The organism is Variovorax sp. J2P1-31 (genome assembly GCF_030317215.1).
Classification (GTDB): Bacteria; Pseudomonadota; Gammaproteobacteria; order Burkholderiales; family Burkholderiaceae_C; genus Variovorax.
The window spans coordinates 289221-313839 of the sequence record NZ_JASZYA010000001.1; the positions used below are offsets into that span (position 1 = coordinate 289221).

Annotated in this window: 23 protein-coding genes and 1 other RNA gene; 17 read left to right on the top strand and 7 right to left on the bottom strand. The window is 68.6% G+C overall.

The genetic code is table 11. The annotated features are described in order from the left end of the window. Positions 1-130 precede the first annotated feature (130 nt). Genes QTI20_RS01350 through QTI20_RS01360 form a run of 3 tightly spaced genes read left to right on the top strand, consistent with a single transcriptional unit; the run spans position 131 to position 3757 of the window. Positions 131-1000 carry a GNAT family N-acetyltransferase gene (locus QTI20_RS01350; RefSeq protein ID WP_286550681.1) on the top strand — a complete coding sequence of 290 codons (870 nt, stop codon included), beginning with the start codon at positions 131-133 and terminating at the stop codon, positions 998-1000. Positions 1001-1042: 42 nt separating this feature from the next. Beyond that, positions 1043-3280, top strand: a complete 2238-nt coding sequence (ppk1, locus tag QTI20_RS01355; RefSeq protein WP_503011373.1) for a polyphosphate kinase 1 — start codon at positions 1043-1045, stop codon at positions 3278-3280. 15 nt (positions 3281-3295) lie between these two features. Continuing rightward, positions 3296-3757, top strand: a complete 462-nt coding sequence (locus QTI20_RS01360; RefSeq protein WP_286550679.1) for a SixA phosphatase family protein — start codon at positions 3296-3298, stop codon at positions 3755-3757. Positions 3758-3789: 32 nt separating this feature from the next. Here the strand turns inward: QTI20_RS01360 and QTI20_RS01365 are convergent, their stop codons facing one another. Then, on the bottom strand, positions 3790-5304 hold the full coding sequence (locus QTI20_RS01365) for a Ppx/GppA phosphatase family protein (RefSeq protein WP_286550678.1): 1515 nt from the start codon (positions 5302-5304) through the stop codon (positions 3790-3792). Between the two features lie 217 nt (positions 5305-5521). Here QTI20_RS01365 and pstS point away from each other — a divergent pair, with 217 nt between their 5' ends. From pstS to phoR, 7 genes are all read left to right on the top strand, one after another. Further along, entirely contained in the window at positions 5522-6562 is a 1041-nt protein-coding gene (gene pstS / locus QTI20_RS01370; RefSeq protein WP_286550677.1) for a phosphate ABC transporter substrate-binding protein PstS, read from the top strand. Positions 6563-6580: 18 nt separating this feature from the next. Further along, positions 6581-7663 carry a phosphate ABC transporter permease PstC gene (pstC, locus tag QTI20_RS01375; RefSeq protein ID WP_286550676.1) on the top strand — a complete coding sequence of 361 codons (1083 nt, stop codon included), beginning with the start codon at positions 6581-6583 and terminating at the stop codon, positions 7661-7663. Beyond that, complete coding sequence (pstA, locus tag QTI20_RS01380; protein ID WP_286550675.1) at positions 7660-8544, top strand: phosphate ABC transporter permease PstA; 885 nt, start codon at positions 7660-7662, stop codon at positions 8542-8544. Before pstC ends, pstA begins: the two co-directional genes overlap by 4 nt. 8 nt (positions 8545-8552) lie before the next feature. Next, on the top strand, positions 8553-9332 hold the full coding sequence (gene pstB, locus QTI20_RS01385) for a phosphate ABC transporter ATP-binding protein PstB (RefSeq protein ID WP_286550674.1): 780 nt from the start codon (positions 8553-8555) through the stop codon (positions 9330-9332). A gap of 10 nt (positions 9333-9342) precedes the next feature. Next, positions 9343-10044 (top strand): phosphate signaling complex protein PhoU, encoded by a 702-nt coding sequence (gene phoU / locus QTI20_RS01390; RefSeq protein WP_183023731.1) that lies wholly within the window; start codon positions 9343-9345, stop codon positions 10042-10044. 133 nt (positions 10045-10177) lie between these two features. Beyond that, positions 10178-10870, top strand: a complete 693-nt coding sequence (gene phoB, locus QTI20_RS01395) for a phosphate regulon transcriptional regulator PhoB (protein ID WP_183023730.1) — start codon at positions 10178-10180, stop codon at positions 10868-10870. 41 nt (positions 10871-10911) lie between these two features. Continuing rightward, a complete protein-coding gene (phoR, locus tag QTI20_RS01400; protein WP_286550673.1) occupies positions 10912-12264 on the top strand; it encodes a phosphate regulon sensor histidine kinase PhoR in 1353 nt (450 codons plus the stop codon). On the opposite strand, the gene QTI20_RS01405 is transcribed toward phoR, so the two are convergent. The 3 genes from QTI20_RS01405 to QTI20_RS01415 all read right to left on the bottom strand — a co-directional run bounded on the left by QTI20_RS01405 (position 12209) and on the right by QTI20_RS01415 (position 15673). Continuing rightward, a complete protein-coding gene (locus QTI20_RS01405) occupies positions 12209-13588 on the bottom strand; it encodes an MATE family efflux transporter (RefSeq protein WP_286550672.1) in 1380 nt (459 codons plus the stop codon). The genes phoR and QTI20_RS01405 overlap by 56 nt on opposite strands. Beyond that, positions 13585-15321 (bottom strand): hypothetical protein, encoded by a 1737-nt coding sequence (locus QTI20_RS01410; protein ID WP_286550671.1) that lies wholly within the window; start codon positions 15319-15321, stop codon positions 13585-13587. The genes QTI20_RS01405 and QTI20_RS01410 overlap by 4 nt, the downstream gene beginning before the upstream one ends. Before the next feature lie 82 nt (positions 15322-15403). Continuing rightward, the gene (locus tag QTI20_RS01415; protein ID WP_183023726.1) at positions 15404-15673 is read right to left on the bottom strand and encodes a type B 50S ribosomal protein L31; all 270 of its coding nucleotides are present in this window, start codon (positions 15671-15673) and stop codon (positions 15404-15406) included. 165 nt (positions 15674-15838) lie between these two features. On the opposite strand from QTI20_RS01415, the gene QTI20_RS01420 reads away from it, so the two are divergent. After that, positions 15839-16897: an oxidoreductase gene (locus QTI20_RS01420; RefSeq protein WP_286550670.1), complete on the top strand. Its 1059-nt coding sequence runs from the start codon at positions 15839-15841 to the stop codon at positions 16895-16897. A 129-nt stretch (positions 16898-17026) separates the two neighbouring features. Here QTI20_RS01420 and rho read toward each other — a convergent pair whose 3' ends face one another. Together rho and trxA are read right to left on the bottom strand one after the other, a co-directional pair. Further along, a complete protein-coding gene (rho, locus tag QTI20_RS01425) occupies positions 17027-18292 on the bottom strand; it encodes a transcription termination factor Rho (protein WP_219219852.1) in 1266 nt (421 codons plus the stop codon). Between the two features lie 177 nt (positions 18293-18469). Then, entirely contained in the window at positions 18470-18802 is a 333-nt protein-coding gene (gene trxA / locus QTI20_RS01430) for a thioredoxin TrxA (RefSeq protein ID WP_183023723.1), read from the bottom strand. A gap of 141 nt (positions 18803-18943) precedes the next feature. On the opposite strand from trxA, the gene QTI20_RS01435 reads away from it, so the two are divergent. Further along, positions 18944-20200 (top strand): TIGR03862 family flavoprotein, encoded by a 1257-nt coding sequence (locus QTI20_RS01435; protein ID WP_286550669.1) that lies wholly within the window; start codon positions 18944-18946, stop codon positions 20198-20200. Between the two features lie 68 nt (positions 20201-20268). Next, complete coding sequence (locus QTI20_RS01440; RefSeq protein WP_286550668.1) at positions 20269-20580, top strand: hypothetical protein; 312 nt, start codon at positions 20269-20271, stop codon at positions 20578-20580. Between the two features lie 420 nt (positions 20581-21000). On the opposite strand, the gene ffs is transcribed toward QTI20_RS01440, so the two are convergent. Beyond that, an RNA gene (ffs, locus tag QTI20_RS01445) (signal recognition particle sRNA small type) lies at positions 21001-21097 on the bottom strand. Between the two features lie 139 nt (positions 21098-21236). Between ffs and dnaX the strand changes: the two genes are divergently transcribed. The 4 genes from dnaX to QTI20_RS01465 all read left to right on the top strand — a co-directional run bounded on the left by dnaX (position 21237) and on the right by QTI20_RS01465 (position 24602). Continuing rightward, positions 21237-23156 carry a DNA polymerase III subunit gamma/tau gene (dnaX, locus tag QTI20_RS01450; RefSeq protein ID WP_286550667.1) on the top strand — a complete coding sequence of 640 codons (1920 nt, stop codon included), beginning with the start codon at positions 21237-21239 and terminating at the stop codon, positions 23154-23156. Positions 23157-23197: 41 nt separating this feature from the next. Further along, positions 23198-23530 carry a YbaB/EbfC family nucleoid-associated protein gene (locus tag QTI20_RS01455; RefSeq protein WP_183023719.1) on the top strand — a complete coding sequence of 111 codons (333 nt, stop codon included), beginning with the start codon at positions 23198-23200 and terminating at the stop codon, positions 23528-23530. 62 nt (positions 23531-23592) lie between these two features. Next, positions 23593-24183 (top strand): recombination mediator RecR, encoded by a 591-nt coding sequence (gene recR / locus QTI20_RS01460; protein WP_286550666.1) that lies wholly within the window; start codon positions 23593-23595, stop codon positions 24181-24183. 26 nt (positions 24184-24209) lie between these two features. Continuing rightward, complete coding sequence (locus tag QTI20_RS01465) at positions 24210-24602, top strand: MAPEG family protein (protein ID WP_286550665.1); 393 nt, start codon at positions 24210-24212, stop codon at positions 24600-24602. The last annotated feature ends 17 nt before the right edge of the window (positions 24603-24619 follow it).

Below are 24619 nucleotides of genomic sequence, written 5' to 3' on the forward strand. Positions count from 1 at the left end.
CTGTGGGGTTGGGGCAGCACTTATTAGACGACGAAGAAGGGCCATCGGCGGCGTCATGCAATTGCCATGACGGCGACACGGCACTTTCATCGGGGTTCTGGAGACTCGCGCTCAACACGAAGGGTCCCCCATGCAAGAACTGCCCAATCCGATGTTCGCGATCTCCCAGCTCGGTTCGCGCCCCGCCTTCTGGCGTGCGCCGCCCGCGGCCCGCGTGCCGTCCGCGGTGCCGGTCGTGCCGGCCACCACGCCCGCACCCGCGCGCGCCGCCGGCCCGGGCATCACCGTGAGCTGGGCCCGCCACCAGGACGACGTGCGCGCCGCCCAGCGCCTGCGCTTCGAGGTGTTCGCCGGCGAAATGGGCGCGCGCCTGACCACGCCGCTCGAAGGCCACGACATCGACCTGTTCGACGATTTCTGCGAACACCTGCTGGTGCGCGACGAAGAGACCGAGCAGGTCATCGGCACCTACCGCGTGCTCACGCCGGCGCAGGCCCGCCGCATCGGCAGCACCTACAGCGACACCGAATTCGACCTGACCCGGCTGCGCGACCTGCGCGAGCGCATGGTCGAGCTGGGCCGCAGCTGCGTGCACCGCGACCATCGCCAGGGTGGCGTGATCCTCGCGCTGTGGGGCGCGCTGGCGGCCTTCATGCACCGCAACAAGCTCGACACCATGATCGGCTGCGCGAGCATCCCGATGTGCCACGAAGGCGCGCGCAACGGCGACGCCGCGGCCAGCATCTGGCGCCAGCTCTCGGCCACCCACATGGCGCCGATCCAGTACCAGGTCCAGCCGCGGCTCGCGCTGCCGGTCGACCGGCTCGACAGCGAGATGGCGGTGGAGCCGCCGGCGCTGATCAAGGGCTATCTGCGCCTGGGCGCCAAGGTGCTGGGCGCGCCGGCCTGGGACCCGGACTTCAACACCGCCGACCTGCCGATGCTGATGCGCATCGACGACCTGCCGCCGCGCTACCGCAAGCATTTCCTGGGCAACTGATCGACGCCCGCGGGTGTCATATGACAGCGTCACGAAAATGTCATGAAGGCGCTCGACACTGTCATATCTCCGCTGACAGCGGCGCTCTCCGCCCTTGCGCCAGAATCCGTGATCATGTTGTCCAAACAGGCCCTTACGCCGGCCGAAACGCCACCCGCCACCGAAGCGGAATCCCCACGTCCCGCACTGATCCTGCTCGACCGCGACCTCAGCATCCTGGCCTTCAATGAGCGTGTGCTCGATTGGGCGCAGCGTGCCGAGGTGCCGCTGATCGAGCGGCTGCGCTACCTGTGCATCGTGTCGTCGAACCTCGACGAGTTCTTTGAAGTCCGCGCCGCACCGCACCTGATCGCGGCCAGCCTCGGCGAGGCCAAGGGCAACGAGACGGTCGCCTCCTTCGAGCGGCTGGCCGATATCGCGCACACGCTGGTCGACACGCAGTACGCGCTCTACAACAACGAGCTGATGCCGGCCTTCGCCCAGCATGGCGTGCACATCATTTCGCACGGCGAACGCAACCCGGCCCAGCGCAAGTGGGTGCACGACTATTTCGAGCGCGAGGTGCGGCCGCTGCTGATCCCGGTCGGGCTCGATCCCTCGCATCCCTTCCCACAGGTGGCGAACAAGTCGCTCAATTTCATCGTGCGCCTGGGTGGCAAGGATGCCTTCGGCCGCGAGAACCCGATCGCGATCCTCAAGGTGCCGCGCGTGCTGCCGCGGCTGGTCCGCATGCCGGCCAAGGTGTCGGGCGGCAAGACGCTGTTCGTGGCGCTGTCGAGCATCGTGCGCGCGCACCTCTCCAGCATGTTCCCGGGCCGCGAGGTGGGCGACTTCTCGCAGTTCCGCGTCACGCGGCACTCGGACCTGGCGGTCGACGAAGAGGACGTCAAGAACCTGCGCACCGCGCTGCGCCAGGGCCTGGAGCACCGGCACTACGGGCAGGCGGTGCGGCTCGAGGTCTCGGCCAGCTGCGCCGAGTCGCTGGCCAGCTTCCTGCTCGCGCAGTTCAACCTGCCGCCGCAGTCGCTCTACCGGGTGCACGGGCCGGTCAACCTGGCGCGGCTCACGCAGCTGATCGACCTGCTCGATGAGCCGCAGTTCAAGGAGCTGCGCTTCGCGCCTTACAAGGCGTCCTACCCGATCACGCTGTCGCCGGGCCAGTCCTTCTTCGACCGACTGCAGCGCGGCGACGTGCTGATCCACCAGCCCTTCGAGAGCTTCGACGGCGTGCTGGCCTTCCTGCGCGAGGCGGTGCTCGACCCGCAGGTGCTGGCGATCAAGCAGACCATCTACCGCACCGGCGCGGACTCGGTGCTGATGGACCTGCTGCGCGAGGCCGTGCGGCGCGGCAAGGAAGTGACCGTGGTGGTCGAGCTCAAGGCGCGCTTCGACGAAGAGGCCAACATCAACTGGGCCGAGATGCTCGAGTCGATCGGCGCCCAGGTCGTGTACGGCGTGGTCGGCCTCAAGACCCACGCCAAGATGCTGCTGGTGACGCGCCGCGAAGGCAAGCGCATGCAGCGTTACGGCCACCTGTCGACCGGCAACTACAACCCGCGCACCGCGGCGCTCTACACCGACATCAGCCACCTCACGGCCGACCCGCTGCTGACGGCCGACATGGAGGCGGTGTTCGTGCACCTGGCCAGCCAGAGCCGGCTGCCCAAGCTCAACCGGATGTCGCTCGCGCCCTTCGACCTGCACCGCAACCTGGTGGCGCAGATCGATGTGCTGGGCCTGGCGGCCGAGCAGGGCGAGCCCACGCGCATCGTCGCCAAGATGAATGCGCTGACCGACGAGGCGCTGGTCCATGCCCTGGTGCGGGCCGGGCAGAAGGGCGTGAAGATCGACCTGATCGTGCGCGGCGCCTGCACGCTGCCGGCACAGGTGCCGGGACTGACCGACAACGTCCGCGTGCGCTCGGTGATCGGGCGCTTCCTCGAACATTCGCGGGTCTTCTATTTCCGCAATGGCCAGGACGAGTCGCTCTACCTCTCGAGCGCCGACTGGATGAACCGCAACATGATGCGGCGCATCGAACTGTCCTGGCCGGTGACCGACCCGGGCCTGCGCCAGCGCCTGATCGACGAATGCCTGGTGGCCTACCTGCACGACGGCAAGGACGCCTGGGACCTGGGCGCCGACGGCGTGTACCACCGCGTCCAGGGCGACACGCATCCCGGCGAGGAGGGCGCGTCGCACCGCATCGAGGCGCATGGCGCCCAGGCCGCGCTGATGGGCCGCTATGCATCGCGCGGGCTGGGCCGCGTGCGCAACTGAAGGAGAACGCTCGAAATGGACTTGATCTTCTGGCGCCATGCCGAAGCCGAGGACTGGACCGAAGGCTGCGACGACATGCAGCGCGCGCTGACCGCCCGCGGTGAAAAGCAGGCCCGGCGCATGGCGAGCTGGCTCGACCGCCAGCTGCCCGACGGCACGCGCATCGTGAGCAGCCCCGCGCGGCGCTGCGAGCAGACGGTGATGGCGCTGGACCGCAAGTACAAGCTGCGCGACGACCTCGCGCCCGACGCCGGTCCCGAGGCGCTGCTGGCCGCGGCCGGCTGGCCCAACGGCAAGTCGGTGGTGCTGGTGGTCGGGCACCAGCCCGGCCTGGGCCAGGCGATCGCGCAGTTGCTGGGCATGGCGCACGACAGCTGCCCGGTGCGCAAGGGCGCGGTCTGGTGGATCCGCACGCGCGAACGCGACGGCGACGTGCAGACCGTGGTCGTGACGGTGCAGGCGCCCGAGCTGATGTGATGTAGCGAGGCGGGGCGCGCTGCCGCCGCGCCTCAGCCGCCGAGCACGACCTTCCAGCCGGTCTTCTGCCAGGCCAGCACTTCCTCTCGCAGCAGGTGGGCCGACTGCGGGAAGGCATCGGCCCAGTCGGGGCGGTAGCTGACGCTGAAGGTGCGCGCATCGCTACGCGCGAGCTTCAGCGCCTGCGGCTCGGGATCGCGCCGCGCGTGGCACAGGATCACCGCGAGGCGCAACGCGAGCAGCTGGGCCGCGAAGGTGTCGTCTTCCAGGGCCGTCTCGATCTTGCGCAGCTTGCCGCGATGGCCCAGCACCAGCTGGCTCAGCTGGTGCAGCTCGTTGGAGGCGAAGCCCGGTGCGTCGATGTTGTCCAGGATGTAGGCGCCGTGCTTGTGGCAATCGCTGTGCGAGATCAGCGCGCCGATCTCGTGCAGCTGCGCGGCCCAGCCCAGCTTGCGCAAGGTGCGGCCGGCGCGGCTGGCGGTGCTGCCGCCCCGCGCGGCCGGGTCGAGCTGCACATACAGCGACGCCGCCGTGTCGCCCACGCGCCGCGCCTGCGCCGCGTCGGCGGTGAAGCGGGTGGCCAGCCGAGCTACGGTGGCGGCGCGCAGGTCGGCCACGCTGTCGTCGCGCTCCAGCAGTTCGTACAGCACGCCGTGGCGCAAGGCGCCCTGGGCGATCTTCATCTCGCGGATGTCGAGCAGGTCGAACACCGCGCGCAGCACGCTCACGCCGCCGCCGATCACGGCCTTGCGGTCCTCGCGCATGCCGTCCATGCGCAGCTTCTCGATGCTGCCGGCCTTGAGCAGGCGGTCGACCAGCCAGTCGAGCCCCTCGCGCGTCACCACGCCGGCTTCGGCGCCCGAAGCGGCCAATATGTCGCCGACCGCGCCGATGGTGCCGGACGCACCGTAGGCCACGTCCCAGCGGTCGGCGCCGTAGCTGGAGAGCGCGTCGTCGAGCACGGCCTTGGCCGCGATCTCGGCCGCGCGGAAGGCCGGGGCGGTGAACTGGCCCTGCGGGAAGTGCTTGAGCGACCAGGCGACGCTGCCCACGCGGTAGGACTCCATCACCTGCGCCTCGAGCGCGCGGCCGATGATCATCTCGGTCGAGCGGCCACCGATGTCGACCACCAGCCGTCGTTCGCGGTCGGAGACATCGTTGTGCGGCAGCATGTGGGCCACGCCCTGGTAGATCAGGCGCGCTTCCTCCCGGCCCGGGATCACGTCGATGCCGAAGCCCAGCACGGTGCGCGCGCGCAGCAGGAACTCGTCGCGGTTGCGGGCCTCGCGCAGCGTCTGGGTGGCCACCACCCGCACCTGCGAGCGCTTGAAGCCGGCCAGCCGCTCGCCGAAACGCGCCAGCGCCTCCCAGCCGCGCTGCATGGCTTCGGGCGTCAGGTTGCGTGCGCTGTCGAGCCCGGCGCCCTGGCGCACGACCTCCTTGAGGTATTCGATCCGGTGGATCTGCCCGTGGTCGACCCGACCGATTTCGAGGCGGAAGCTGTTGGAGCCGAGATCGACCGCAGCGAGGAGGGAGCCGTTTTGCATGGAGAAATAGGAGGCGGTCGCTGGGAAATGGCGGGCTCCGATGGTAGCCGGGGCGGGGGTGTCCGATCGTGACGATTCTGTGACGGCGTCACATGTACACAGCGTCCCGGAGGCCTTTTTCATTGGGAAAAGGGGTGTCACATCGATGTCACACAAGCTTTCTAAAGTTCGCGGCAACCCCCAACCCGGGATTGCTGAACTTCACAAAGGAAGCCTCATGAAAACGACGATCAAATTCGCAGCAGCCAGCCTCGTGGCTGCCGCTTTCGCCCACGCTCCCGCCTTTGCGCAAGACGTGACCGGTGCCGGCGCCAGCTTCCCCGCACCCCTGTATTCCAAGTGGGCATCCGACTTCAACAAGGCCACCGGCGTCAAGGTGAACTACCAGTCGGTCGGTTCGGGCGCGGGCCTGAAGCAGATCGAAGCCAAGACCGTCGACTTCGGCGCTTCCGACGCACCCCTGAAGGACGAAGAACTGCAGGCCAAGGGCCTGATGCAGTTCCCCACCGTCATCGGCGGCGTGATCCCGGTCGTGAACATCACCGGCATCAAGCCCGGCGAACTCAAGCTCAACGGTCAGGTCCTGGGCGACATCTACCTGGGCAAGATCACCAAGTGGAACGACCCCGCCATCAAGGCCCTGAACGGCTCGCTGGCCCTGCCGGACGCCACCATCGCCCCGGTTCGCCGCGCCGACGGTTCGGGCACCAGCTTCCTGTTCACCAACTACCTGAGCAAGGTCAACGCCGAGTGGAAGAGCAAGGTCGGTGAAGGCACGGCCGTCAACTGGCCCCTGGGCACGGGCGGCAAGGGCAACGAAGGCGTCGCCGCTTTCGTGAAGCAACTGCCGAACTCGATCGGCTACGTCGAATACGCCTACGTCAAGCAGAACAAGATGACGTACGCCCAGATGCAGAACGCCGCCGGCACCATCGTGTCGCCCGACGACAGCGCCTTCAAGGCCGCCGCCGCCGGCGCCGACTGGAGCAAGACCTTCTACCAGGTGCTGACCAACCAGGCCGACAAGGGCGCATGGCCCATCACCGGCGCGACCTTCATCCTGATGCAGAAGGTGCAGGACAAGCCCGCCAACGCAGCCAGCGTGCTGAAGTTCTTCGACTGGGCCTACAAGAGCGGCGACAAAACGGCCGAAGACCTGGACTACGTGCCGATGCCCGACGTCGTGAAGACCTCGATCGCCAAGGCCTGGAACGACAGCATCAAGGACGCGTCGGGCAAGCCCGTCGCAGCCAAGTAAGGTCCACCGGCGCGTCGCATGAGCCACCATCCGCTCGACGACGCGCCGCCTTCCCCATTGCCGGAGCGACCCTTGTCATCCACCTTCCCCGCCAACGCCCAGACGCTCGACCTCGCGGCCGAGCGTGCCCGCGCTTCCGCCACCCCGCCGCCGGCCAAGCGCCCGCGCACCGGCGCCGCGACCGACCGTCTGTTCGGCATGCTGGCCAAGGGCGCAGCCCTGCTGACGCTGGTCATGCTGATCGGCATCCTGTTGTCGCTGATCGTCGGCGCCTGGCCCGCGATCACCAAGTACGGCCTGGGCTTCCTGACCAGTTCCACCTGGGATCCGGTGCAGGACGAGTACGGCGGCCTGGTGATGATCTACGGCACGCTGGCCACCTCGGTCATCGCCCTGGTGATCGCGGTGCCGGTGAGCTTCGGCATCGCCCTGTTCCTGACCGAGATGTCGCCGTCGTGGCTCAAGCGCCCGCTCGGCACCGCGATCGAGCTGCTGGCCGCCGTGCCCTCGATCGTCTACGGCATGTGGGGCCTGCTGGTCTTCGGCCCGATCCTGTCGACCTACGTGCAGCAACCGCTGCAGAAGCTTTTTGACGGCGTGCCCTACCTGGGCGCGCTGGTGTCGGGCCCCCCGGTGGGCATCGGCATCCTGTCGGCCGGGATCATCCTGGCCATCATGATCATCCCGTTCATCGCCGCCGTGATGCGCGACGTGTTCGAAGTCACGCCGCCGCTGCTCAAGGAATCGGCCTACGGCCTGGGCTCCACCACCTGGGAGGTCGTCTCCAAGGTGGTGTTGCCGTACACCAAGGCCGGCGTCGTCGGCGGCATCATGCTCGGCCTGGGCCGGGCGCTGGGCGAGACGATGGCGGTCACCTTCGTGATCGGCAACGCCAACCAGCTCAAGTCGCTGTCGGTCTTCGAGGCCGCCAACAGCATCACCTCGGCGCTGGCCAACGAGTTCGCCGAAGCCGGCGCGGGCCTGCACCAGGCCGCGCTGATGTACCTCGGCCTCGTGCTGTTCTTCATCACCTTCGTCGTACTCGCACTGTCGAAGCTGCTGCTGCAACGCATGAAGAAGAGCGAAGGAACCAAGTCATGACCACCGCAGAACGCCTGTTGAGCATCAAGGCACTCGACGAGACCCGCGCCGCGAAGTTCGCCGGCCGCAAGCGGGTCAACCAGATCGCGCTCACGCTGTCGCTGGCCGCCATGGCCTTCGGCGTGTTCTGGCTGGTCTGGATCCTCTGGGAGACGCTGCGCCAGGGCATCGGCGGCCTGGCGATCGCCACCTTCACCGAAATGACGCCGCCGCCCAACGAGGCCGGCGGCATCGCCAATGCGATCTTCGGCTCGGTCGTGATGGTGGCCATGGCCACCTTCGTCGGCACGCCGATCGGCATCATGGCCGGCATCTACCTGGCCGAGTACAACCCCAAGGGCTGGCTGTCGAACGTGACGCGCTTCGTCAACGACATCCTGCTGTCGGCGCCGTCGATCGTGATCGGCCTGTTCGTCTACGCGGTGGTCGTCGCCTACTTCAAGAGCTTCTCCGGCCTGGCCGGCGGCCTGGCGCTGGCGCTGATCGTGATCCCGGTCGTGATCCGCACCACCGAGAACATGCTGCAGCTGGTGCCGCCGGGCCTGCGCGAGGCGGCCTATGCGCTGGGCACTCCGAAGTGGAAGGTGATCCTGAGCATCACGCTGCGCGCGGCGCGTTCGGGCGTGGTCACCGGCGTGCTGCTGGCCGTGGCGCGCATCGCCGGCGAGACGGCACCGCTGCTCTTCACCGCACTCAACAACCAGTTCTGGACCTCGGACGTGACCCAGCCGATGGCCAGCCTGCCGGTGACGATCTTCAAGTTCGCGATGAGCCCCTACGAGAACTGGCAGCAGCTGGCCTGGGCCGGCGTGTTCCTGATCACCGTCGCCGTGCTCGCCCTCAACATCCTGGCGCGCGTGCTGACGCGCAACAAGCTCTGAAAGCCCCTATGTCCGCCACTCTTTCGCAACCCGTGCGCTCCAAGATCTCGGTCAAGGACCTGAACTTCTACTACGGCAAGTTCCACGCCCTCAAGGGCATCAACCTCGAGATCCCCGAGAACAAGGTCACGGCCTTCATCGGCCCCTCGGGCTGCGGCAAGTCGACGCTGCTGCGCACCTTCAACCGCATGTTCGAGCTGTACCCCGAGCAACGCGCCGAAGGCACCATCGCGCTCGACGGCGAGAACCTGTTGACCTCCAAGCAGGACGTGGCGCTGATCCGTGCCAAGGTCGGCATGGTCTTCCAGAAGCCGACGCCGTTCCCGATGTCGATCTATGACAACATCGCCTTCGGCGTGAAGCTGTTCGAGAACCTGAGCGCCAGCGACATGGACGACCGCGTCGAATGGGCGCTGAAGAAGGCCGCGCTCTGGACCGAAGTGCGCGACAAGCTGCAGCAGAGCGGCTCGGGCCTCTCGGGCGGCCAGCAGCAGCGGCTGTGCATCGCGCGCGGCATCGCCATCAAGCCGGAAGTGCTGCTGCTCGACGAGCCGTGCTCGGCCCTCGACCCGATCTCGACCGCCAAGATCGAGGAACTGATCGCCGAGCTGAAGAGCGAGTACACCGTGGTGATCGTGACCCACAACATGCAGCAGGCCGCCCGCTGCAGCGATTACACCGCCTACATGTACCTGGGCGACCTGATCGAGTTCGGCGCGACGGAACAGATGTTCTTCAAGCCGCAGCGCAAAGAGACGGAAGACTACATCACCGGCCGTTTCGGCTAAGGAGAAAGCGATGACCGAGAAACACCTTTCCAGCCAGTTCGACAGCGAACTCAACGGCGTCTCGTCGCGCGTGATGGAGCTCGGCGGCATGGTCGAGTCGCAGATCCACCAGGCGGTCTATGCGCTGGCGCAGTTCGACCCCGAAGCGGCCGACCGCGTGATGGAGACCGAGCACCGCGTCAACGCGATGGAGATCGAGATCGACCGCGAGCTGTCGTCGATCATCGCCCGCCGCCAGCCGACCGCGCGCGACCTGCGCCTGTTGATCGCCATCTCCAAGACCACCGCCAACCTCGAGCGCGTGGGCGACGAGGCCAACAAGATCGCGCGCATGGTCAAGTCGATCATCGAAAGCGGATCGGCGCGCGCGCTGCCCTCGACCGACCTGCGCATCGCCGCCGACATGGCCTCGGGCCTGCTGCGCAAGGCGCTGGACGCGTTCGCCCGGCTCGACACCGCCGCGGCGCTGTCGATCCTCAAGGACGACGACCTGATCGACAAGGAATTCGACGGCTTCGTGCGCAAGCTGGTCACCTACATGATGGAAGACCCGCGCACGATCTCGGCCAGCCTGGACCTGCTGTTCCTGGCCAAGGCCATCGAGCGCATCGGCGACCATGCCAAGAACATCGCCGAGTTCATCATCTACATCGTCAAGGGTGCCGACGTCCGGCACACCTCGATGAACGACATCGAAGCCGCACTGCAATGACGCTCGCCCCCAGGCTGCGCGCACTACGTGTCGCTTCGCCAACCCCCGGCCGGGGGCGACATCCGTGGACCGGCGGAGCCGGATCCACGATGTCCCTGGAAAAGACCTGGCGCACACCTGACAATCGATATCCATGAAGAAACCCCGCGTCCTGATCGTCGAAGACGAGTCGTCGATCGCCGAACTGATCGCCGTCAACCTGCGCCACAACGGCTTCGAGCCGATCTGGTCGGAAGACGGCGTGTCGGCCCAGCGCGAAATCGACGCCTTCCTGCCCGACCTGATCCTGCTCGACTGGATGCTGCCGGGCCAGAGCGGCCTGCAGCTCGCGCGCCAATGGCGCAAGGACCCGCGCACCAAGGCGATCCCGATCCTGATGCTCACGGCGCGTGGCGACGAGCCCGACAAGGTGGCCGGGCTCGATGCCGGTGCCGACGACTACATCACCAAGCCCTTCTCCACGCAGGAGATGCTGGCGCGCATCCGCGCCGTGCTGCGCCGACGCGCGCCCGAAGCCGTGGCGGAACGCGTCGAGATCGGCGAACTGGCGCTCGACACCGCCACCCACCGCGTGACCTGGCAGGGCGCGCCGCTGAAGGTCGGCCCGACCGAGTTCAAGCTGCTGGGCTACCTGATGCAGCACGCCGAGCGCGTGCACAGCCGCGCGCAGCTGCTCGACAAGGTGTGGGGCGACCACGTCTACATCGAGGAGCGCACGGTCGACGTGCACGTCAAGCGCCTGCGCGAATCGCTGGGCGCCGCCGCGCCGATGGTCGAGACCGTGCGCGGTGCCGGCTACCGACTGACCGCCCAAGCCACGGTGTGAGGCGTCTTTCGCTTCGCGGCCGCGGCGGATAATCGCGCGCCATGCCTTTTCGCATTGCCACCTTCCTGATGGCCTCCGCCGTCGTGGCGGGGCTCGCCCAATGGTTTTTCGGCTGGCATTTCGTCGGCTGGGGCGCCTGGATCGGCGCCGTGCTGTGGCTGGCGCTCGACGCCTGGCGTGCCGGCCGCCTGCTGGGCGTGCTGCGCCAGGGCGGTGCCGGGCTGCCGGCGCGCGGTGCCGGCGTCTGGGGCGAACTCGCCGAGCGCATCCGCAAGCTGCTGCGCGAGCGCGAGCAGCAGACCCGTCAGGCGGAAGACCGGCTGCAGGAATTCCTGGCCGCGATCCAGGCCTCGCCCAACGGCGTGGTGCTGCTCGACGAGCAGGGCCGCATCGAATGGTGCAACCAGACGGCCGCCGCGCAGTTCGGCATCGACGCCGAGCGCGACGTGCTGCAGCACCTGGCGAACCTGGTGCGCGACCCGGGCTTCGTCGCCTACCTGGCCTCCTGGAACTACAGCCGCGACGTGGTGATCGACGCCACCCATGCGCGCGGCCAGAGCGGCCATGCGCTGCGCCTGTCGGTGCAGGTGCATCCCTACGCCGGCAACCGCCGCATGCTGCTGACGCGCGACATCACCGCGCTCGAGCAGGCCGAGGCGATGCGGCGCGATTTCGTGGCCAACGTCTCGCACGAGATCCGCACGCCGCTGACCGTGCTGGCCGGTTTCGTCGAGACGCTGCAGAACCTGCCGCTCGATGCCGAGGAGCGCGCCCGCTATCTCGCGCTGATGGCGCAGCAGTCGCACCGCATGGAAACGCTGGTCAACGACCTGCTCACGCTGTCGCGCCTGGAGGGCAGCGCCGCGCCCACGCTGATGCAGTGGACACGCGTGCGCGCGCTGATGGCGCAATGCGAGGACGAGGGCCGCGGCCTGTCGAGCCGGCTCGCGCCGCAGGCCGGGCATCGGCTGTCGTTCACGGTCGAGGGCGACCTGGAGATCGCGGGCGTGCCGACCGAACTGCAGAGCGCGATGTCGAACCTGCTGAGCAATGCGGTGCGCTACACGCCGGGTGGCGGCGAGGTCGCGGTGAGCTGGCGCCTGCTGCCCGACGGCCGGGCCGAGTACGCGGTGCGCGACAGCGGGCCGGGCATCGCCAAGGAACACCTGCCGCGGCTGACCGAGCGCTTCTACCGGGTCGACCGCAGCCGTTCGCGCGAGACCGGCGGCACCGGCCTGGGGTTGGCGATCGTCAAGCACATCGCGCAGCGCCACGGTGCCGAGCTCCGCATCGAGAGCACCGTGGGGAAGGGCTCGCGTTTCGCGATCCTGTTCCCGGTCACGCGCTTGCGGCCGGCGCGTCCATCGGCGGGTGTGCCTGCCGTGTCCGCCTGAGGGTGTGCCAGAGCAGCGCCACGAAGAGCAGCGCGGTCAGTGCCAGCGCCGCTGCGCTCATCAGCCAGAAGGCCAGCGGTGACTGCATGGCCTCCCAGGGCCCGAGTCCGCGATAGGCCAGCAGGTAGCTGCCGCCCAGCCCCACCACCCACAGCAGCGCGCAGTAGAGCAGCAGCGGCATGACCGTCACGCGGTAGCAGCGCAGCACGAACACGCACAGCGTCTGCACCGCATCGGCCAGGTGGTAGACGGCGGTGGCGAGCAGCAGGCCGGCGGCCACCGCGATCACCGCGGTGTCGTCGGAATAGATGCCGGCCAGTTGCCAGCGCAGTGTCGCCATCAGCGTGGCGACGACCAGGGCGCACAGCAGCATCAGCTCGAAGCCCCGGACACAGGCGCGCCGCGCCAGCGTCGCATCGCCCGCGCCCAGCCAGTAGCTCACGCGCGCGCTGGTCGCGATGCCGAGCGACAGCGGCACCATGTAGGCGGCGGCCGTGAGGTTCGATGCGATCTGGTGCGCGGCCGACGCGGCCGTGCCCAGCCGCGCGATGAACAGCGCCATCAGCGTGAAGGAGGTGACCTCGACCAGCACCGACAGGCCGCCCGGAACGCCCAGTTGCGCGAAGCGCCGCAGTTGGGCCCAGTCGGGCTTCTCCATGCGCGCCCAGAGCCCGTAGCTGCGGTAGAAGGGCTGGGTGCGCAACAGCCAGACGGCCAGCACCACCTCGGCCCAGGTCACGACCAGCGTCGCCCAGGCGCAGCCCACCAGGCCCATCGCCGGCAGGCCCGCGCCGCCGAAGGTGAACCAGATCGACAGCGGCACCTTGAACAGCAGCGAGCCGAGCTGCACCCAGGTGACCAGCTTCGGTTTGCCCAGGCCCTGGTTCAGCGTGCCGAAGAGCCGGAACAGCAGCGCCGGCGGCAACGCGAAAGCCAGCACCGCCAGATAGGCCTCGACGGCGCTGCGCATGGCGTCGGGCACCTCGGTCCAGCGCAGCAGCGCGCCGGGCATCAGCAGCACGGCCATGCCCAGCACCATGGCGATGGCGCAGAGGTAGAGCGACTGCCGCACGGAACGGCCGACGTCGGCCGAGCGCCGCGCGCCGTGCAGTTCGGCCCACACCGGCAGCAGCGCCTGCAGCACGCCCATCAGGGACACGAACACGCTGGCGTAGATGGCGGCGCCGACCGAGAGCGAGGCCAGCGCGTCTTGCGCATAGCGGCCGGCCACGATGGTGTCGGTGACGCCGAAGGCCATGGCCGCGAACTGGCCCGCCAGCACGGTTCCGGCCAGCCGCGCAATGCGCTGCCGCTCGCTCGTCACGGCGTGATGCGCTGGAACAGCAGGATGTCGTCGTTGGCGCTGGTCGGGCGCCGCACCGTGCCGGCCAGGCGCCACTGCTTGAAGTCGATGGCGTTGCCGTGGCTGACCGCATCGGGGCTCACCAGCAGCCAGGGGCAGGCATCGGTGCCGTGGCCCGCGGTGTCCAGCGGCCGCAGTTCGAAGTGGCCGTGGTAGCGCAGGGCCGCGATGTGGGGCCGGCTCAGCGAGAGCGTGGCCACGCAGGTCGCCGAGCCGACGCGCTCGGAGATCGTGCGCACCTGCGGCGCGTAGCTCCAGGCATGGTCGAGCGCCGGCAGCCACAGCGTGGTGCCCAGCAGCCAGCACAGCGCCGCGCCGCCGCCCGGCAGCACGAGCGTCTTCCAGAGCGCGGCCTGGTGGCGCCCGGTGCGCCAGCGCACGAGCCAGCACCAGGCGGCCGTGGCGGCCAGCGCGAACAGCAGCGTGATCCAGGAAAACTGCGGGACGAAGCCGGGAATCTGCCGCGCGACGCTGGCCGCCATCTTGGGCGGCGTGCCGGTCAGCATGGCGATCCAGTAGGCCCAGATGATGAAGGCGACGCCGCTGAAGAAGAGCAGCGTGAACCAGTCGATCAGCGCCGCGGCGCTGCGGCGGAAGGTGGGCAGCGCGAAGGCCGCCAGCGTCGCCAGCGCGGGCAGGGCGAGCAGCAGCGAGCGTTCGGAAAAATCGGTGGTCCAGGTGGCGGCCAGCGGCACCAGCGCGAACCACAGCGGCAGTGCCACATGGCGTGCCGTGAGCTGGCGGCGCCAGCGCCAGAGCGTCCAGAGAGCCAGCGGCCAGGCCGGCCAGGTGAACCACAGCAGCAGCTTGGCCTGGCTGCGCAGGTCGGCGATCAGGGTCTTGCCCGCATGCTGGCCCGGCAGCACGATCTGCCAGTGCCACAGGCCCAGCGCGACGACCAGGCCGGCGGCGAGCAGCGCCACCGCCGCGATCGTGAGCGCGGCGGTCGGGGCGTAGGCGGGGGCATCGTCGGCCTCGGCGCGGGCCTGGCGGCGCCGGTCGATCAGGACCAGCGCCACGGCCCCGGCGCCCAGCGCCAGGCCGACCGTCGGCGCGCCGCTGAGTGCCAGCCCGAGCGCGCCGATGCCCAGCGCGACGGTCGCGCCGGCCCGGTGGTAGGGCATGGCGGCCACGCCGTAGAACAGGTTCGCGACGAAGAACAGTTGCGCCAGCGCGGGCGTGGTCTCATGGCCCAGCTGGGCCAGGCCCAGGCAGGCGATCAGCGCCAGCAGGGCGCCGTCGGCGATGGCGCGCGCGTAGTCGGTGGGATGGGCCTCGCCGCCGAAGGCGAAGGCCACGGGCTGGGCGTTCGGCGTGCGCGCCAGGTAGTAGGCCGCGTACCAGGTGGCCGAGAAGGTGCACCACAGCAGCGCCGCGAACACGATGCGCACCGCCAGGTCGGGGTGGATCCAGGCCGGGGCGATCTTGATCGCCAGCGCGCCGAGCCAGTAGGGGATCAGCGCCGGTGTCTCGGGCCGAAGGCCCAGCAGCAGCGGGTCGAGCCAGCGCATCCAGCCTTCGGTGCTGCGCGCCAGCTCGGCCATGTAGCCGTAGGCCGTCACATCGGCGCTTTTCCAGGGGCCGCGGCCGATCAGGCCGGGCAGCAGGTAGGCGGCGCACAGCAGCAGCAGCGCCATGCGCGGCAGGCGGCGCACGGCGCTCTGGGCGACGATGGCGGGCGTGGGTTGGCTCAACGGAAGCGTCGGTGGCGGTGTTGTCGTAAAGAAAAAGGGCAGCGCGGTAAACCGGGCTGCCCTCGACCTGGATGCGGCGAGCTTACTTGGAAGCGGTGCCGGTGGTCTTGCCGAAACGGTTGCGGAACTTCTCCACGCGGCCGCCCATGTTGTCCACCGACTTCTGGGTGCCGGTGTAGAAGGGGTGCGATTCGCTGGTGGTGTCGAGCTTGAACAGGGGCAGTTCGCGGCCGTCGTCGGTCTTGCCCATTTCCTTGGTGTTCGCGCACGAACGGGTCACGAACTTGAAGCCGTTCGACATGTCCTGGAACAGGACTTCGCGGTAGTTCGGGTGAATGCCTTCTTTTGCCATGGTGTTTCCTTTGGGGTCGATGCGAGAGCCACAAGCCGCCTGGGTCGCCACCCCGGATGAAAGAAGGTCGGCGGGCGTCGGTTCCGGGCCCTGCGCCCGGCTGCACTTTTCGCGAAGCCCGTGATTATCGCATACTGGCCCGCCCCGAGCTACAGAACCCCTGCCATGTCTTCTTCTCCCTTGCGCGTCGGCCTGATCGGCTACGGTTTTGCCGGCCAGACCTTCCATGCGCCGGTGCTGTCGGCCGTGCCCGGGCTCGAACTGGCGGCCGTGGCCAGCTCGCAGCCCGACAAGGTGCGCGCCGACTGGCCCGGCGTGGCGGTCGAGCCCGACAGCGCGGCGCTGCTGGCCCGCGCCGACATCGACCTGGTGGTGATCGCCGCGCCCAACGCGCAGCACCATCCGCTGGCCCAGGCGGCGCTCGAGGCCGGCCGGCATGTGGTGGTCGACAAGCCCTTCACCCTCGACGCGGACCAGGCGCGCGAGCTGGCGGCGCTGGCCGCGCAGCAGGGGCGCCTGCTCTCGGTCTACCAGAACCGACGCTTCGACGCCGACTTCCTGACGCTGCGCGCGCTGCTGGCGAGCGGCCAGCTGGGCCGGCCGGTGTACCTCGAATCGCACTTCGACCGCTTCCGGCCGCAGGTGCGCGAGCGCTGGCGCGAGCAGGCGGTGCCGGGCGCGGGGCTGTGGGTCGACCTGGGCGCGCACCTGCTCGACCAGGCGGTGCAGCTGTTCGGCCGGCCCGACACGCTGCAACTCGACACCGCGGCGCTGCGCGACGGCGCGCAGGTCGAGGACTATTTCCACGCCGTGCTGCGCTACGAGACCGGAGCGCACGCCCCGCTGCGCGTGGTGCTGCATGCCACGACGCTGGCCGCCCATGCGGCGCCGCGCTATCTGGTGCACGGCACGCGCGGCAGCTATGTGAAGCAGGGCGTCGATCCGCAGGAGGATGCGCTGCGCGCCGGCGCACGGCCGGGCGGTGAGGACTGGGGTGTCGACCCGCTGCCGGGCGATCTCAAGGTGGTGGCGGTGGAGAACTGGGTGCGCGGCAGCAGCGTGCCGAACCACCGCGGCAGCTACGTCGACTACTACGCTGCGGTGCGCGATGCGATCCTCGGCCACGGCCCCAACCCCGTGCCGCCTGAGGAAGCTGTGGCGCTGATGGCGCTGCTGGACCTGGGCGCGCGCAGCGCGAGAGAAGGCCGCGCGCTCGTGCCATGAAAAAAGCCCGTCGAAGCGACGGGCTTTCGTTGGTGGAACACCGTGGAACCGGCTTTGCCGGGCCGCTGGTGTTGCCCCCTTGAGGGGGAACTGGCTACACGAAGTGAGCCAGCTCGGGGGTGGGCTTCATCAGCCGCCTCTGCGCATCATGTCGAAGAACTCGACATTGGTCTTCGTCGCCTTCATGTTCTTGAGCATCAGCTCCATCGACTCGATCTCGTCCATGTTGTACATCAACTGGCGCAGGATGCGGGTCTTCTGCAGGATCTCGGGTGCGAGCAGCAGCTCTTCGCGACGGGTGCCGCTGCGGTTGAGCTGGATCGACGGGAACACGCGCTTTTCGTACAGGCGGCGGTCGAGGTGGATTTCGGAGTTGCCGGTGCCCTTGAACTCTTCGAAGATCACTTCGTCCATGCGGCTGCCGGTGTCGATCAGCGCGGTGCCGATGATGGTCAGCGAGCCGCCTTCTTCCACGTTGCGCGCGGCGCCGAGGAAGCGCTTGGGGCGCTGCAGCGCGTTGGAGTCGACACCGCCGGTCAGCACCTTGCCCGAGGAGGGCACGACGTTGTTGTAGGCGCGGGCCAGGCGGGTGATCGAGTCCAGCAGGATCACCACGTCCTTCTTGAGTTCGACCAGGCGCTTGGCGCGCTCGATCACCATTTCGGCGACGTGCACGTGGCGCGCGGCAGGCTCGTCGAAGGTCGAGGCAATGACCTCGCCCTTCACGGTGCGCTGCATTTCGGTCACTTCTTCAGGGCGCTCGTCGACGAGCAGCACCATCATGTGGACGTCGGGGTAGTTGGCGCTGATCGCATGCGCGATGTGCTGCATCATCACCGTCTTGCCGCTCTTGGGCGGCGCCACCAGCAGGGCGCGCTGGCCCTTGCCGATGGGGGCGATGATGTCGATCACGCGGCCGGTGATGTTCTCGTCGCTCTTGATGCCGTCGCGCTCGAGCTTCATCTGCTCCTTGGGGAACAGCGGCGTCAGGTTCTCGAACATCACCTTGTGCTTGTTCTGCTCGGGCGGGCCGTCGTTGACCTTGTCCAGCTTGGTCAGCGCGAAGTAGCGCTCGCCGTCCTTGGGCGTGCGCACTTCGCCTTCGACCATGTCGCCGGTGTGCAGGTTGAAGCGTCGGACCTGGCTCGGCGAGATGTAGATGTCGTCGGTGCTGGCGGTGAAGCTGGTGTCGGGGCTGCGCAGGAAACCGAAGCCGTCGGGCAGGATTTCGAGAACGCCATCGGCGAAGACCTGTTCGCCGGCCTTCGCGCGCTTCTTGATGATCGCGAACATCAGCTCCTGCTTGCGCATGCGGCCGACGTTTTCGATCTCAAGGGCTTCGGCCTGCTTGAGGACTTCAGACACGTGGAGTGCCTTGAGTTCGTTTAAGTGCATGGAGCGACCCCTCGCGGGGCGGTATCGAACGGAAAACGGGGGGAGGTTTCAGGAGAGGCGAGAACTGCCTCACGAACCGGGGAACTCAAACCGGGCGGGCCGGTGATCTGCAGGAGATTATGACAGGAAAAACAAGACGGCCGCCGCATTGCGCGACGGCCGCCGATTCGAAGCGGCTCAGGCGAGCTGCTGATCGATGAAGGCGGTCAGCTGGGCCTTGCTCATGGCGCCGACCTTGGTGGCGGCCAGCTGGCCGTCCTTGAACAGCATCAGCGTGGGGATGCCGCGGATGCCGAACTTGGCGGGGATGTCGCGGTTCTCGTCGACGTTCATCTTGGCGATCTGCAGCTTGCCTTCGTAGGTGCTGGAGACTTCGTCGAGAATCGGCGCGATCATCTTGCAGGGGCCGCACCACTCGGCCCAGTAGTCCACCAGCACGGGCTTGCCGGACTTGAGCACGTCGGCTTCGAAGGAAGAGTCGGAGATGTGTTTGATGAGATCGCTTGCCATGATTTTTCCTTGTGACGCGAGTGGTTTCGGTGCGGCTAAAGTGCGGGTCATTGTGGCAGAAACCAAGTGTCGGCGTGGTGTGCGCACCCGCTATGGGCTCGATAGCCAAAGCCCTTCTTTCCTCTGAACTTGGAACCCCGAATGAGCATTGAAAACACCGTCGCCGTGATCGGCGGCGGCCCCGCGGGCCTGATGGCCGCCGAAGTCCTGAGCGCGGCCGGACTGCAAGTCCATCTCTATGACGCCATGCCCTCGGTAGGGCGCAAGTTCCTGCTGGCGGGTCGCGGCGGCCTGAACCTCACGCATTCCGAAGACCTCGAGACCTTCGTGACCCGCTTCGGCGAACGCCGTGCCCAGATCGAGCCGCTGCTGCGCGGCTTCGGTCCCGACGCCCTGCGCGCCTGGGCCCAGGGCCTGGGCATCGAGACCTTCGTCGGCACCTCGGGCCGCGTGTTCCCCGCCGACATGAAGGCCGCGCCGCTGCTGCGCGCCTGGCTGCACCGGCTGCGCGCGGCGGGCGTGCAGTTCCATATGCGGCATCGCTGGCTCGGCGGCACCGAGGCGGCCCTGTCGCCGGCCGTGCTGCGCTTCGCCACACCGGCGGGCGAGGTGCAGGCCGAAGCGTCCGCCGTGGTGCTGGCCCTGGGCGGCGCGAGCTGGCCCCGGCTGGGGTCCGATGGCGCCTGGGTGCCGTGGCTGCAGGCACACGGCGTGGCGGTGGATGCATTGCAGCCGGCCAACTGCGGCTTCGACGTGGGCTGGAGCGAGCACTTCAGCACGCGCTTCGCCGGCCAGCCCTTCAAGTCGGTGGCCATCGCGTTCACCGACGGCCAGGGCCGACATTTCGCGCGCAAGGGCGAGTTCGTGGCGACCGCGACCGGCGTCGAGGGCAGCCTGGTCTACGCGGCCTCCGGCCTGCTGCGCGACGAGATCGCGGCGCACGGCAGCGCCACCTTGCTGCTGGACCTGCTGCCCGACCGCAGCGCCGAGCAGGTGCACGCGGCCGTGATGCATCCGCGCGGCTCGCGTTCGTTGAGCAGCCATCTCAAGAGCCGGCTGGGTCTCGACGGCGTCAAGGCCGGCGTGCTGTACGAGGTGTTGGGGCGCGACGGCGTGCAGGCCGGCGAGGCCCTAGCGCGTTCGATCAAGGCATTGCCGATCCGGCTGGCGGCGGCCCGCCCCGTGGCCGAGGCCATCAGCAGCGCGGGCGGCGTGCGCTTCGACGCGCTGGACGAACAGCTGATGGCGCCGTCCCTGCCGGGCGTGTTCTGCGCGGGCGAGATGCTGGACTGGGAGGCGCCGACCGGTGGCTACCTGCTCACGGCGTCGATGGCCAGCGGCGCGACCGCGGCCCGGGGCGTTCTGCAACGCATGAAGGAATCGTCCTACAAGACTTGAATACTTCCGGATTACATGCACTGGGACGGTGACTCTTGAAAATCTCCGGTCACAAAAGTTTCCAAAGCATGCAACCGCAAGTCGACATTCGCAAGATCCGGGACAGGTACTTCAATTACGGCGTCAGCATCGGTTCGGCCGACGACCGTCATCTGCGCGAGGGGCTCTGGTCGATCGCCGAATGCCTGCACGACGCGGCCACCGCCCTGAGCCATCATTTTTCCGTGGCCGTCCTGAGCTACGAGGGGCGGCAGCTCGGCGCCTACCGCATCGCCGCCATGGAGCATGAGACGCTGGCGCTGGCGGAGACGCTGGCAGCCAAGCTGCGGGCCCGCGAAGCGGGTGCGTGCCTGCCTGCCGGCGCGTCACTGTCGAGCTGAGGCGCCCGCAACCCGGGCACCGGATGCGGCCGGACCCGACGATTTTTGCGCTTCGCGCCCCCTGATCCGGTCGGTGCCCTTTCTTTGGGCAATGTGGCGGCAGGCCTGATGGATGCTCGCTTTGGCGCCTCTTGCCCCGGCAGAACTCACAGCTTTATCCACAGAAGAAGAGAACAACTTGGGGCTTGACGGCCGCGCTGGAATGAGGGATGTGGGGATGGATCGGAGGCGCGGTCCTGGCGGTGAACGACGGGCGGTAGCGCGATCAAGGCGCGGCTGTGCGCTCGGTCGACACGCGTCGGAGGTGTGGGCTTTCCAGGTCTTGCAGCGAAACCTTGGCGGTGCTGCGTTCCGTGGCGAACGGGCGCGGGGCCCTGGGTGACGCTCGAGTCGTTGACAACCCGAGGCTCTTGAAATGAGGTTGACGAGCCTTACCCCCGGCACTGACTACGCAGTTAGGGCTGCTTGGTTCCCCATCTGACCCGGTTGGCCGCTTCACCATGCGGGGAGGCCCGTCAGCACCCATTGTAGCCGGACCCGGGTGTGCGCCCCGTGACGCATCGCCTTGTCCCTGCGAGGGGATGTCCTTCGGCCGGATCGGTCGGTTGCGCGGCATTCGACCGGAAGAGGGCGCCGCGCCTTTTAGAATGCCCGCAATGTCCTATCTCGTGCTCGCCCGCAAATACCGGCCCCGTAATTTCGAAGAAATGGTCGGCCAGGAGCATGTGGTCCAGGCCCTGTCGAACGCGCTGACCACCCAGCGGCTGCACCACGCCTACCTGTTCACCGGCACGCGGGGCGTGGGCAAGACCACCGTCTCGCGCGTGCTGGCCAAGTCGCTCAACTGCCAGGGCCCGGACGGGCAGGGCGGCATCACCGCCACGCCCTGCGGCGTCTGCCAGGCCTGCCGCGACATCGATGCGGGCCGCTTCGTCGACTACACCGAACTCGACGCGGCCTCGAACCGCGGCGTCGACGAGGTGCAGTCGCTGCTCGAACAGGCGGTCTACAAGCCGGTCCAGGGGCGCTTCAAGGTCTTCATGATCGACGAAGTGCACATGCTCACCAACACCGCGTTCAACGCGATGCTCAAGACGCTGGAAGAGCCGCCCGAATACCTCAAGTTCGTGCTGGCCACCACCGATCCGCAGAAGGTGCCGGTCACGGTGCTGTCGCGCTGCCTGCAGTTCAACCTGCGGCCCATGGCGCCCGAGACCGTGCTGGACCACCTCACGCAGGTGCTGGCGGCCGAGTCGGTCGAGGCCGAGCCGCAGGCGCTGCGCCTGCTGGCGCGCGCCGCGCGCGGCTCGATGCGCGATGCGCTGTCGCTGACCGACCAGGCCATCGCCTTCGGCAACGGCCAGCTGCAGGAAGCCAGCGTGCGCCAGATGCTGGGCAGCGTCGACCGCGGCCATGTGTTCCGGCTCATCGATGCGCTGGCGCAGGGCGACGGCAAGACCGTGGTCGAAACCTCCGAGGTGCTGCGCCGCGACGGCCTGTCCGCCGCCTCCACGCTGGAAGAGATGACCACCGTGCTGCAGGGCATGGCGGTGCTGCAGGCCGTGCCCGCGCGCGCGGCGGCGGCCACCGGCGACACCGATCCCGATGCCGCCGAGACCGCGCGCCTGGCCGCCACCATGCCGGCCGACGAGACCCAGCTGCTCTACAGCCTCTGCCTGCATGGCCGCGCCGAACTGGGCCTGGCGCCCGACGAGTACGCGGCGCTGACCATGGTGCTGTTGCGGCTGCTGGCCTTCAAGCCCGCGAACGCATCGGCGACTGTGGCTTCGGCCTCCACGGAAAAAAAAACTCTGAATGAAGGGTCGGCGGCCCTGCCGCCGCCCGTTTCGGCTCCTGTGTCGGCCCCGCCGCCGGCCCCGGCCCGGCCGCTGGCCGTGCGTCAGATGTCCGAGCCGGCGCCGGCAGCCCAGGTCGCCCCGGCGCCTGTGGCGCCGCCCGCCGCCGCCGTGGCCGCGCCCGCCCGGCCGGTGCCGTCCACGCCGCCGGGCCATCGCCTGCCGGTGCGCGAATCGCCGCCCTCGGCCGACGGGCCGCCGGCCTATTTCGACGACATCCCGATGGAAGAGCCGCCCGCGCGCGTGCTCGCCATGCCGGTGCGCGTGCAGCCGGCCTCCGATGCGCGTGAGCAGCCGCGCGGTGCCGACAGCGTGGTTTCCTCTCCCATCCCGCCCAGCGAGGACGGCGACTTCTGGCACGCCACGGTGACGCAGATGGTGGTCGCCGAGGCCATCACCGCGCTGGCGCGCGAGCTGGCCCTGCAGTCGCAGCTGGTGGCGCGCGACGTCGACCAGTGGCTGCTGCGCGTCGAGCGCGAGACCCTCAATCAGCCCGCGAGCCGCGAGAAGTTGCAGGTTGCGCTTGCCGCGCTCGGCCATGGGGTGAGAATCGCCATCGAGATCGGCGGCGTGAGCGACAGCCCGGCGCGCCGCAACAAGCAGGCGGCCGATGCGCGCCAGCGCGCGGCGGAGGAGGCGATCCACGGCGACCCCGAAGTGCAGCAGCTGATGCGCGACTGGGACGCGAAGGTCGTGCCCGGTACGCTGCGGCCCGTCTGATTTTTTCTTTCTTTCACCCACCCAACCTATCAGGACCAACGATGTTCAACAAAGGACAACTGGCCGGCCTCATGAAGCAGGCGCAGGCAATGCAGGACAACCTCAAGAAGGCCCAGGAAGAACTGGCGCACATCGAGGTCGAAGGCGAGTCGGGCGCGGGCCTGGTGAAGGTCGTCATGACCTGCAAGCACGACGTCAAGCGCATCACCATCGATCCCAGCCTGCTGGCCGACGACAAGGACATGCTGGAAGACCTGGTCGCCGCCGCCTTCAACGCCGCGGTGCGCAAGGCCGAGGAAACCAGCGAGCAGAAGATGGGCAAGCTCACCGCGGGCATGCCCGGCATGCCGGCCGGCATGAAGCTGCCGTTCTGATGGCTTCACCACCCCGCCCCAGGGGCCGGGGTTTCCATTTCCATTTCTCCGTGAGGTGACTGTTGGCTGATTCCAGTTCCCTCGACATGCTGATCGAAGCGCTGCGTCGCTTGCCGGGCGTGGGCATCAAGTCGGCTTCGCGCATGGCCTTCCACCTGCTGCAGCACGACCGTCCGGCCGCGCAGATGCTCGCGCGTGCACTGCAAGAGGCGGCGGCCGAGGTGCGGCATTGCGAACGCTGCAACACCTTCACCGAGGCGCCGATCTGCCAGGTCTGCAGCGATCCGCGGCGCGACGGCAGCAAGCTCTGCGTGGTCGAGACACCGGCCGACCAGGCCGCGCTCGAACGCACCGGCGCCTTCCATGGCTATTACTTCGTGCTGATGGGGCGGCTGAGCCCGCTCGACGGCATCGGGCCGAACGACATCGGCCTGCAGAAGCTCTTCGATCGCGCGCTCGACGGCAGCGTGGTCGAGGTGATCCTGGCGACCAACTTCACCGCCGAGGGCGAAGCCACGGCGCACGTGATCGGCGAGACGCTGCGCCAGCGCGGCCTCACGGTCACGCGGCTCGCGCGAGGCGTGCCGGCCGGCAGCGAACTCGAGTACGTCGACCTCGGCACCATCGCGCACGCGCTGGTCGACCGCCGGTAGCACCTGCTTTCCACCGGAGACACCGCATGAGCCTGCCTTTCCTGCCCCTGGCCTACTGGTGCGTGCTGGTCGCGGCCCTGCTGCCCTATGCCTGCACCTGGCTCGCCAAGGCGGGCAGCTTCGGCCCGCGCGACAACGTCTCGCCGCGCGACTGGGCCTCCAAGCAGAGCGGCTGGCGCGCCCGCGCCAACGCGGCGCAGGCCAACAGTTTCGAGGGCCTGCCCTTCTTCATCGGCGCGGTGCTGATCGCGCACCAGCTCGATGCATCGCAGGCGCGCATCGACATGCTGGCCGTGGCCTATGTCGTGCTGCGGGTGATCTACATCGCGCTCTATGTGCGCGGTGCCGGCACGGCGCGCAGCGCCGTCTGGGCGCTGGGCCTGCTGGTCAATATCGCGCTCGTTTTCGCGGGCCGCTGACCCCCTTTGGTGAGGGG

Bases quoted from the DNA above. Each gene is read 5' to 3' on its own strand.
- QTI20_RS01350 (WP_286550681.1), top strand. From the start codon at position 131: ATGCAAGAACTGCCCAATCCGATGTTCGCGATCTCCCAGCTCGGTTCG.
- ppk1 (WP_503011373.1), top strand. From the start codon at position 1,043: ATGAAGGCGCTCGACACTGTCATATCTCCGCTGACAGCGGCGCTCTCC.
- QTI20_RS01360 (WP_286550679.1), top strand. From the start codon at position 3,296: ATGGACTTGATCTTCTGGCGCCATGCCGAAGCCGAGGACTGGACCGAA.
- QTI20_RS01365 (WP_286550678.1), bottom strand. From the start codon at position 5,304: ATGCAAAACGGCTCCCTCCTCGCTGCGGTCGATCTCGGCTCCAACAGC.
- pstS (WP_286550677.1), top strand. From the start codon at position 5,522: ATGAAAACGACGATCAAATTCGCAGCAGCCAGCCTCGTGGCTGCCGCT.
- pstC (WP_286550676.1), top strand. From the start codon at position 6,581: ATGAGCCACCATCCGCTCGACGACGCGCCGCCTTCCCCATTGCCGGAG.
- pstA (WP_286550675.1), top strand. From the start codon at position 7,660: ATGACCACCGCAGAACGCCTGTTGAGCATCAAGGCACTCGACGAGACC.
- pstB (WP_286550674.1), top strand. From the start codon at position 8,553: ATGTCCGCCACTCTTTCGCAACCCGTGCGCTCCAAGATCTCGGTCAAG.
- phoU (WP_183023731.1), top strand. From the start codon at position 9,343: ATGACCGAGAAACACCTTTCCAGCCAGTTCGACAGCGAACTCAACGGC.
- phoB (WP_183023730.1), top strand. From the start codon at position 10,178: ATGAAGAAACCCCGCGTCCTGATCGTCGAAGACGAGTCGTCGATCGCC.
- phoR (WP_286550673.1), top strand. From the start codon at position 10,912: ATGCCTTTTCGCATTGCCACCTTCCTGATGGCCTCCGCCGTCGTGGCG.
- QTI20_RS01415 (WP_183023726.1), bottom strand. From the start codon at position 15,673: ATGGCAAAAGAAGGCATTCACCCGAACTACCGCGAAGTCCTGTTCCAG.
- QTI20_RS01420 (WP_286550670.1), top strand. From the start codon at position 15,839: ATGTCTTCTTCTCCCTTGCGCGTCGGCCTGATCGGCTACGGTTTTGCC.
- rho (WP_219219852.1), bottom strand. From the start codon at position 18,292: ATGCACTTAAACGAACTCAAGGCACTCCACGTGTCTGAAGTCCTCAAG.
- trxA (WP_183023723.1), bottom strand. From the start codon at position 18,802: ATGGCAAGCGATCTCATCAAACACATCTCCGACTCTTCCTTCGAAGCC.
- QTI20_RS01435 (WP_286550669.1), top strand. From the start codon at position 18,944: ATGAGCATTGAAAACACCGTCGCCGTGATCGGCGGCGGCCCCGCGGGC.
- QTI20_RS01440 (WP_286550668.1), top strand. From the start codon at position 20,269: ATGCAACCGCAAGTCGACATTCGCAAGATCCGGGACAGGTACTTCAAT.
- dnaX (WP_286550667.1), top strand. From the start codon at position 21,237: ATGTCCTATCTCGTGCTCGCCCGCAAATACCGGCCCCGTAATTTCGAA.
- QTI20_RS01455 (WP_183023719.1), top strand. From the start codon at position 23,198: ATGTTCAACAAAGGACAACTGGCCGGCCTCATGAAGCAGGCGCAGGCA.
- QTI20_RS01465 (WP_286550665.1), top strand. From the start codon at position 24,210: ATGAGCCTGCCTTTCCTGCCCCTGGCCTACTGGTGCGTGCTGGTCGCG.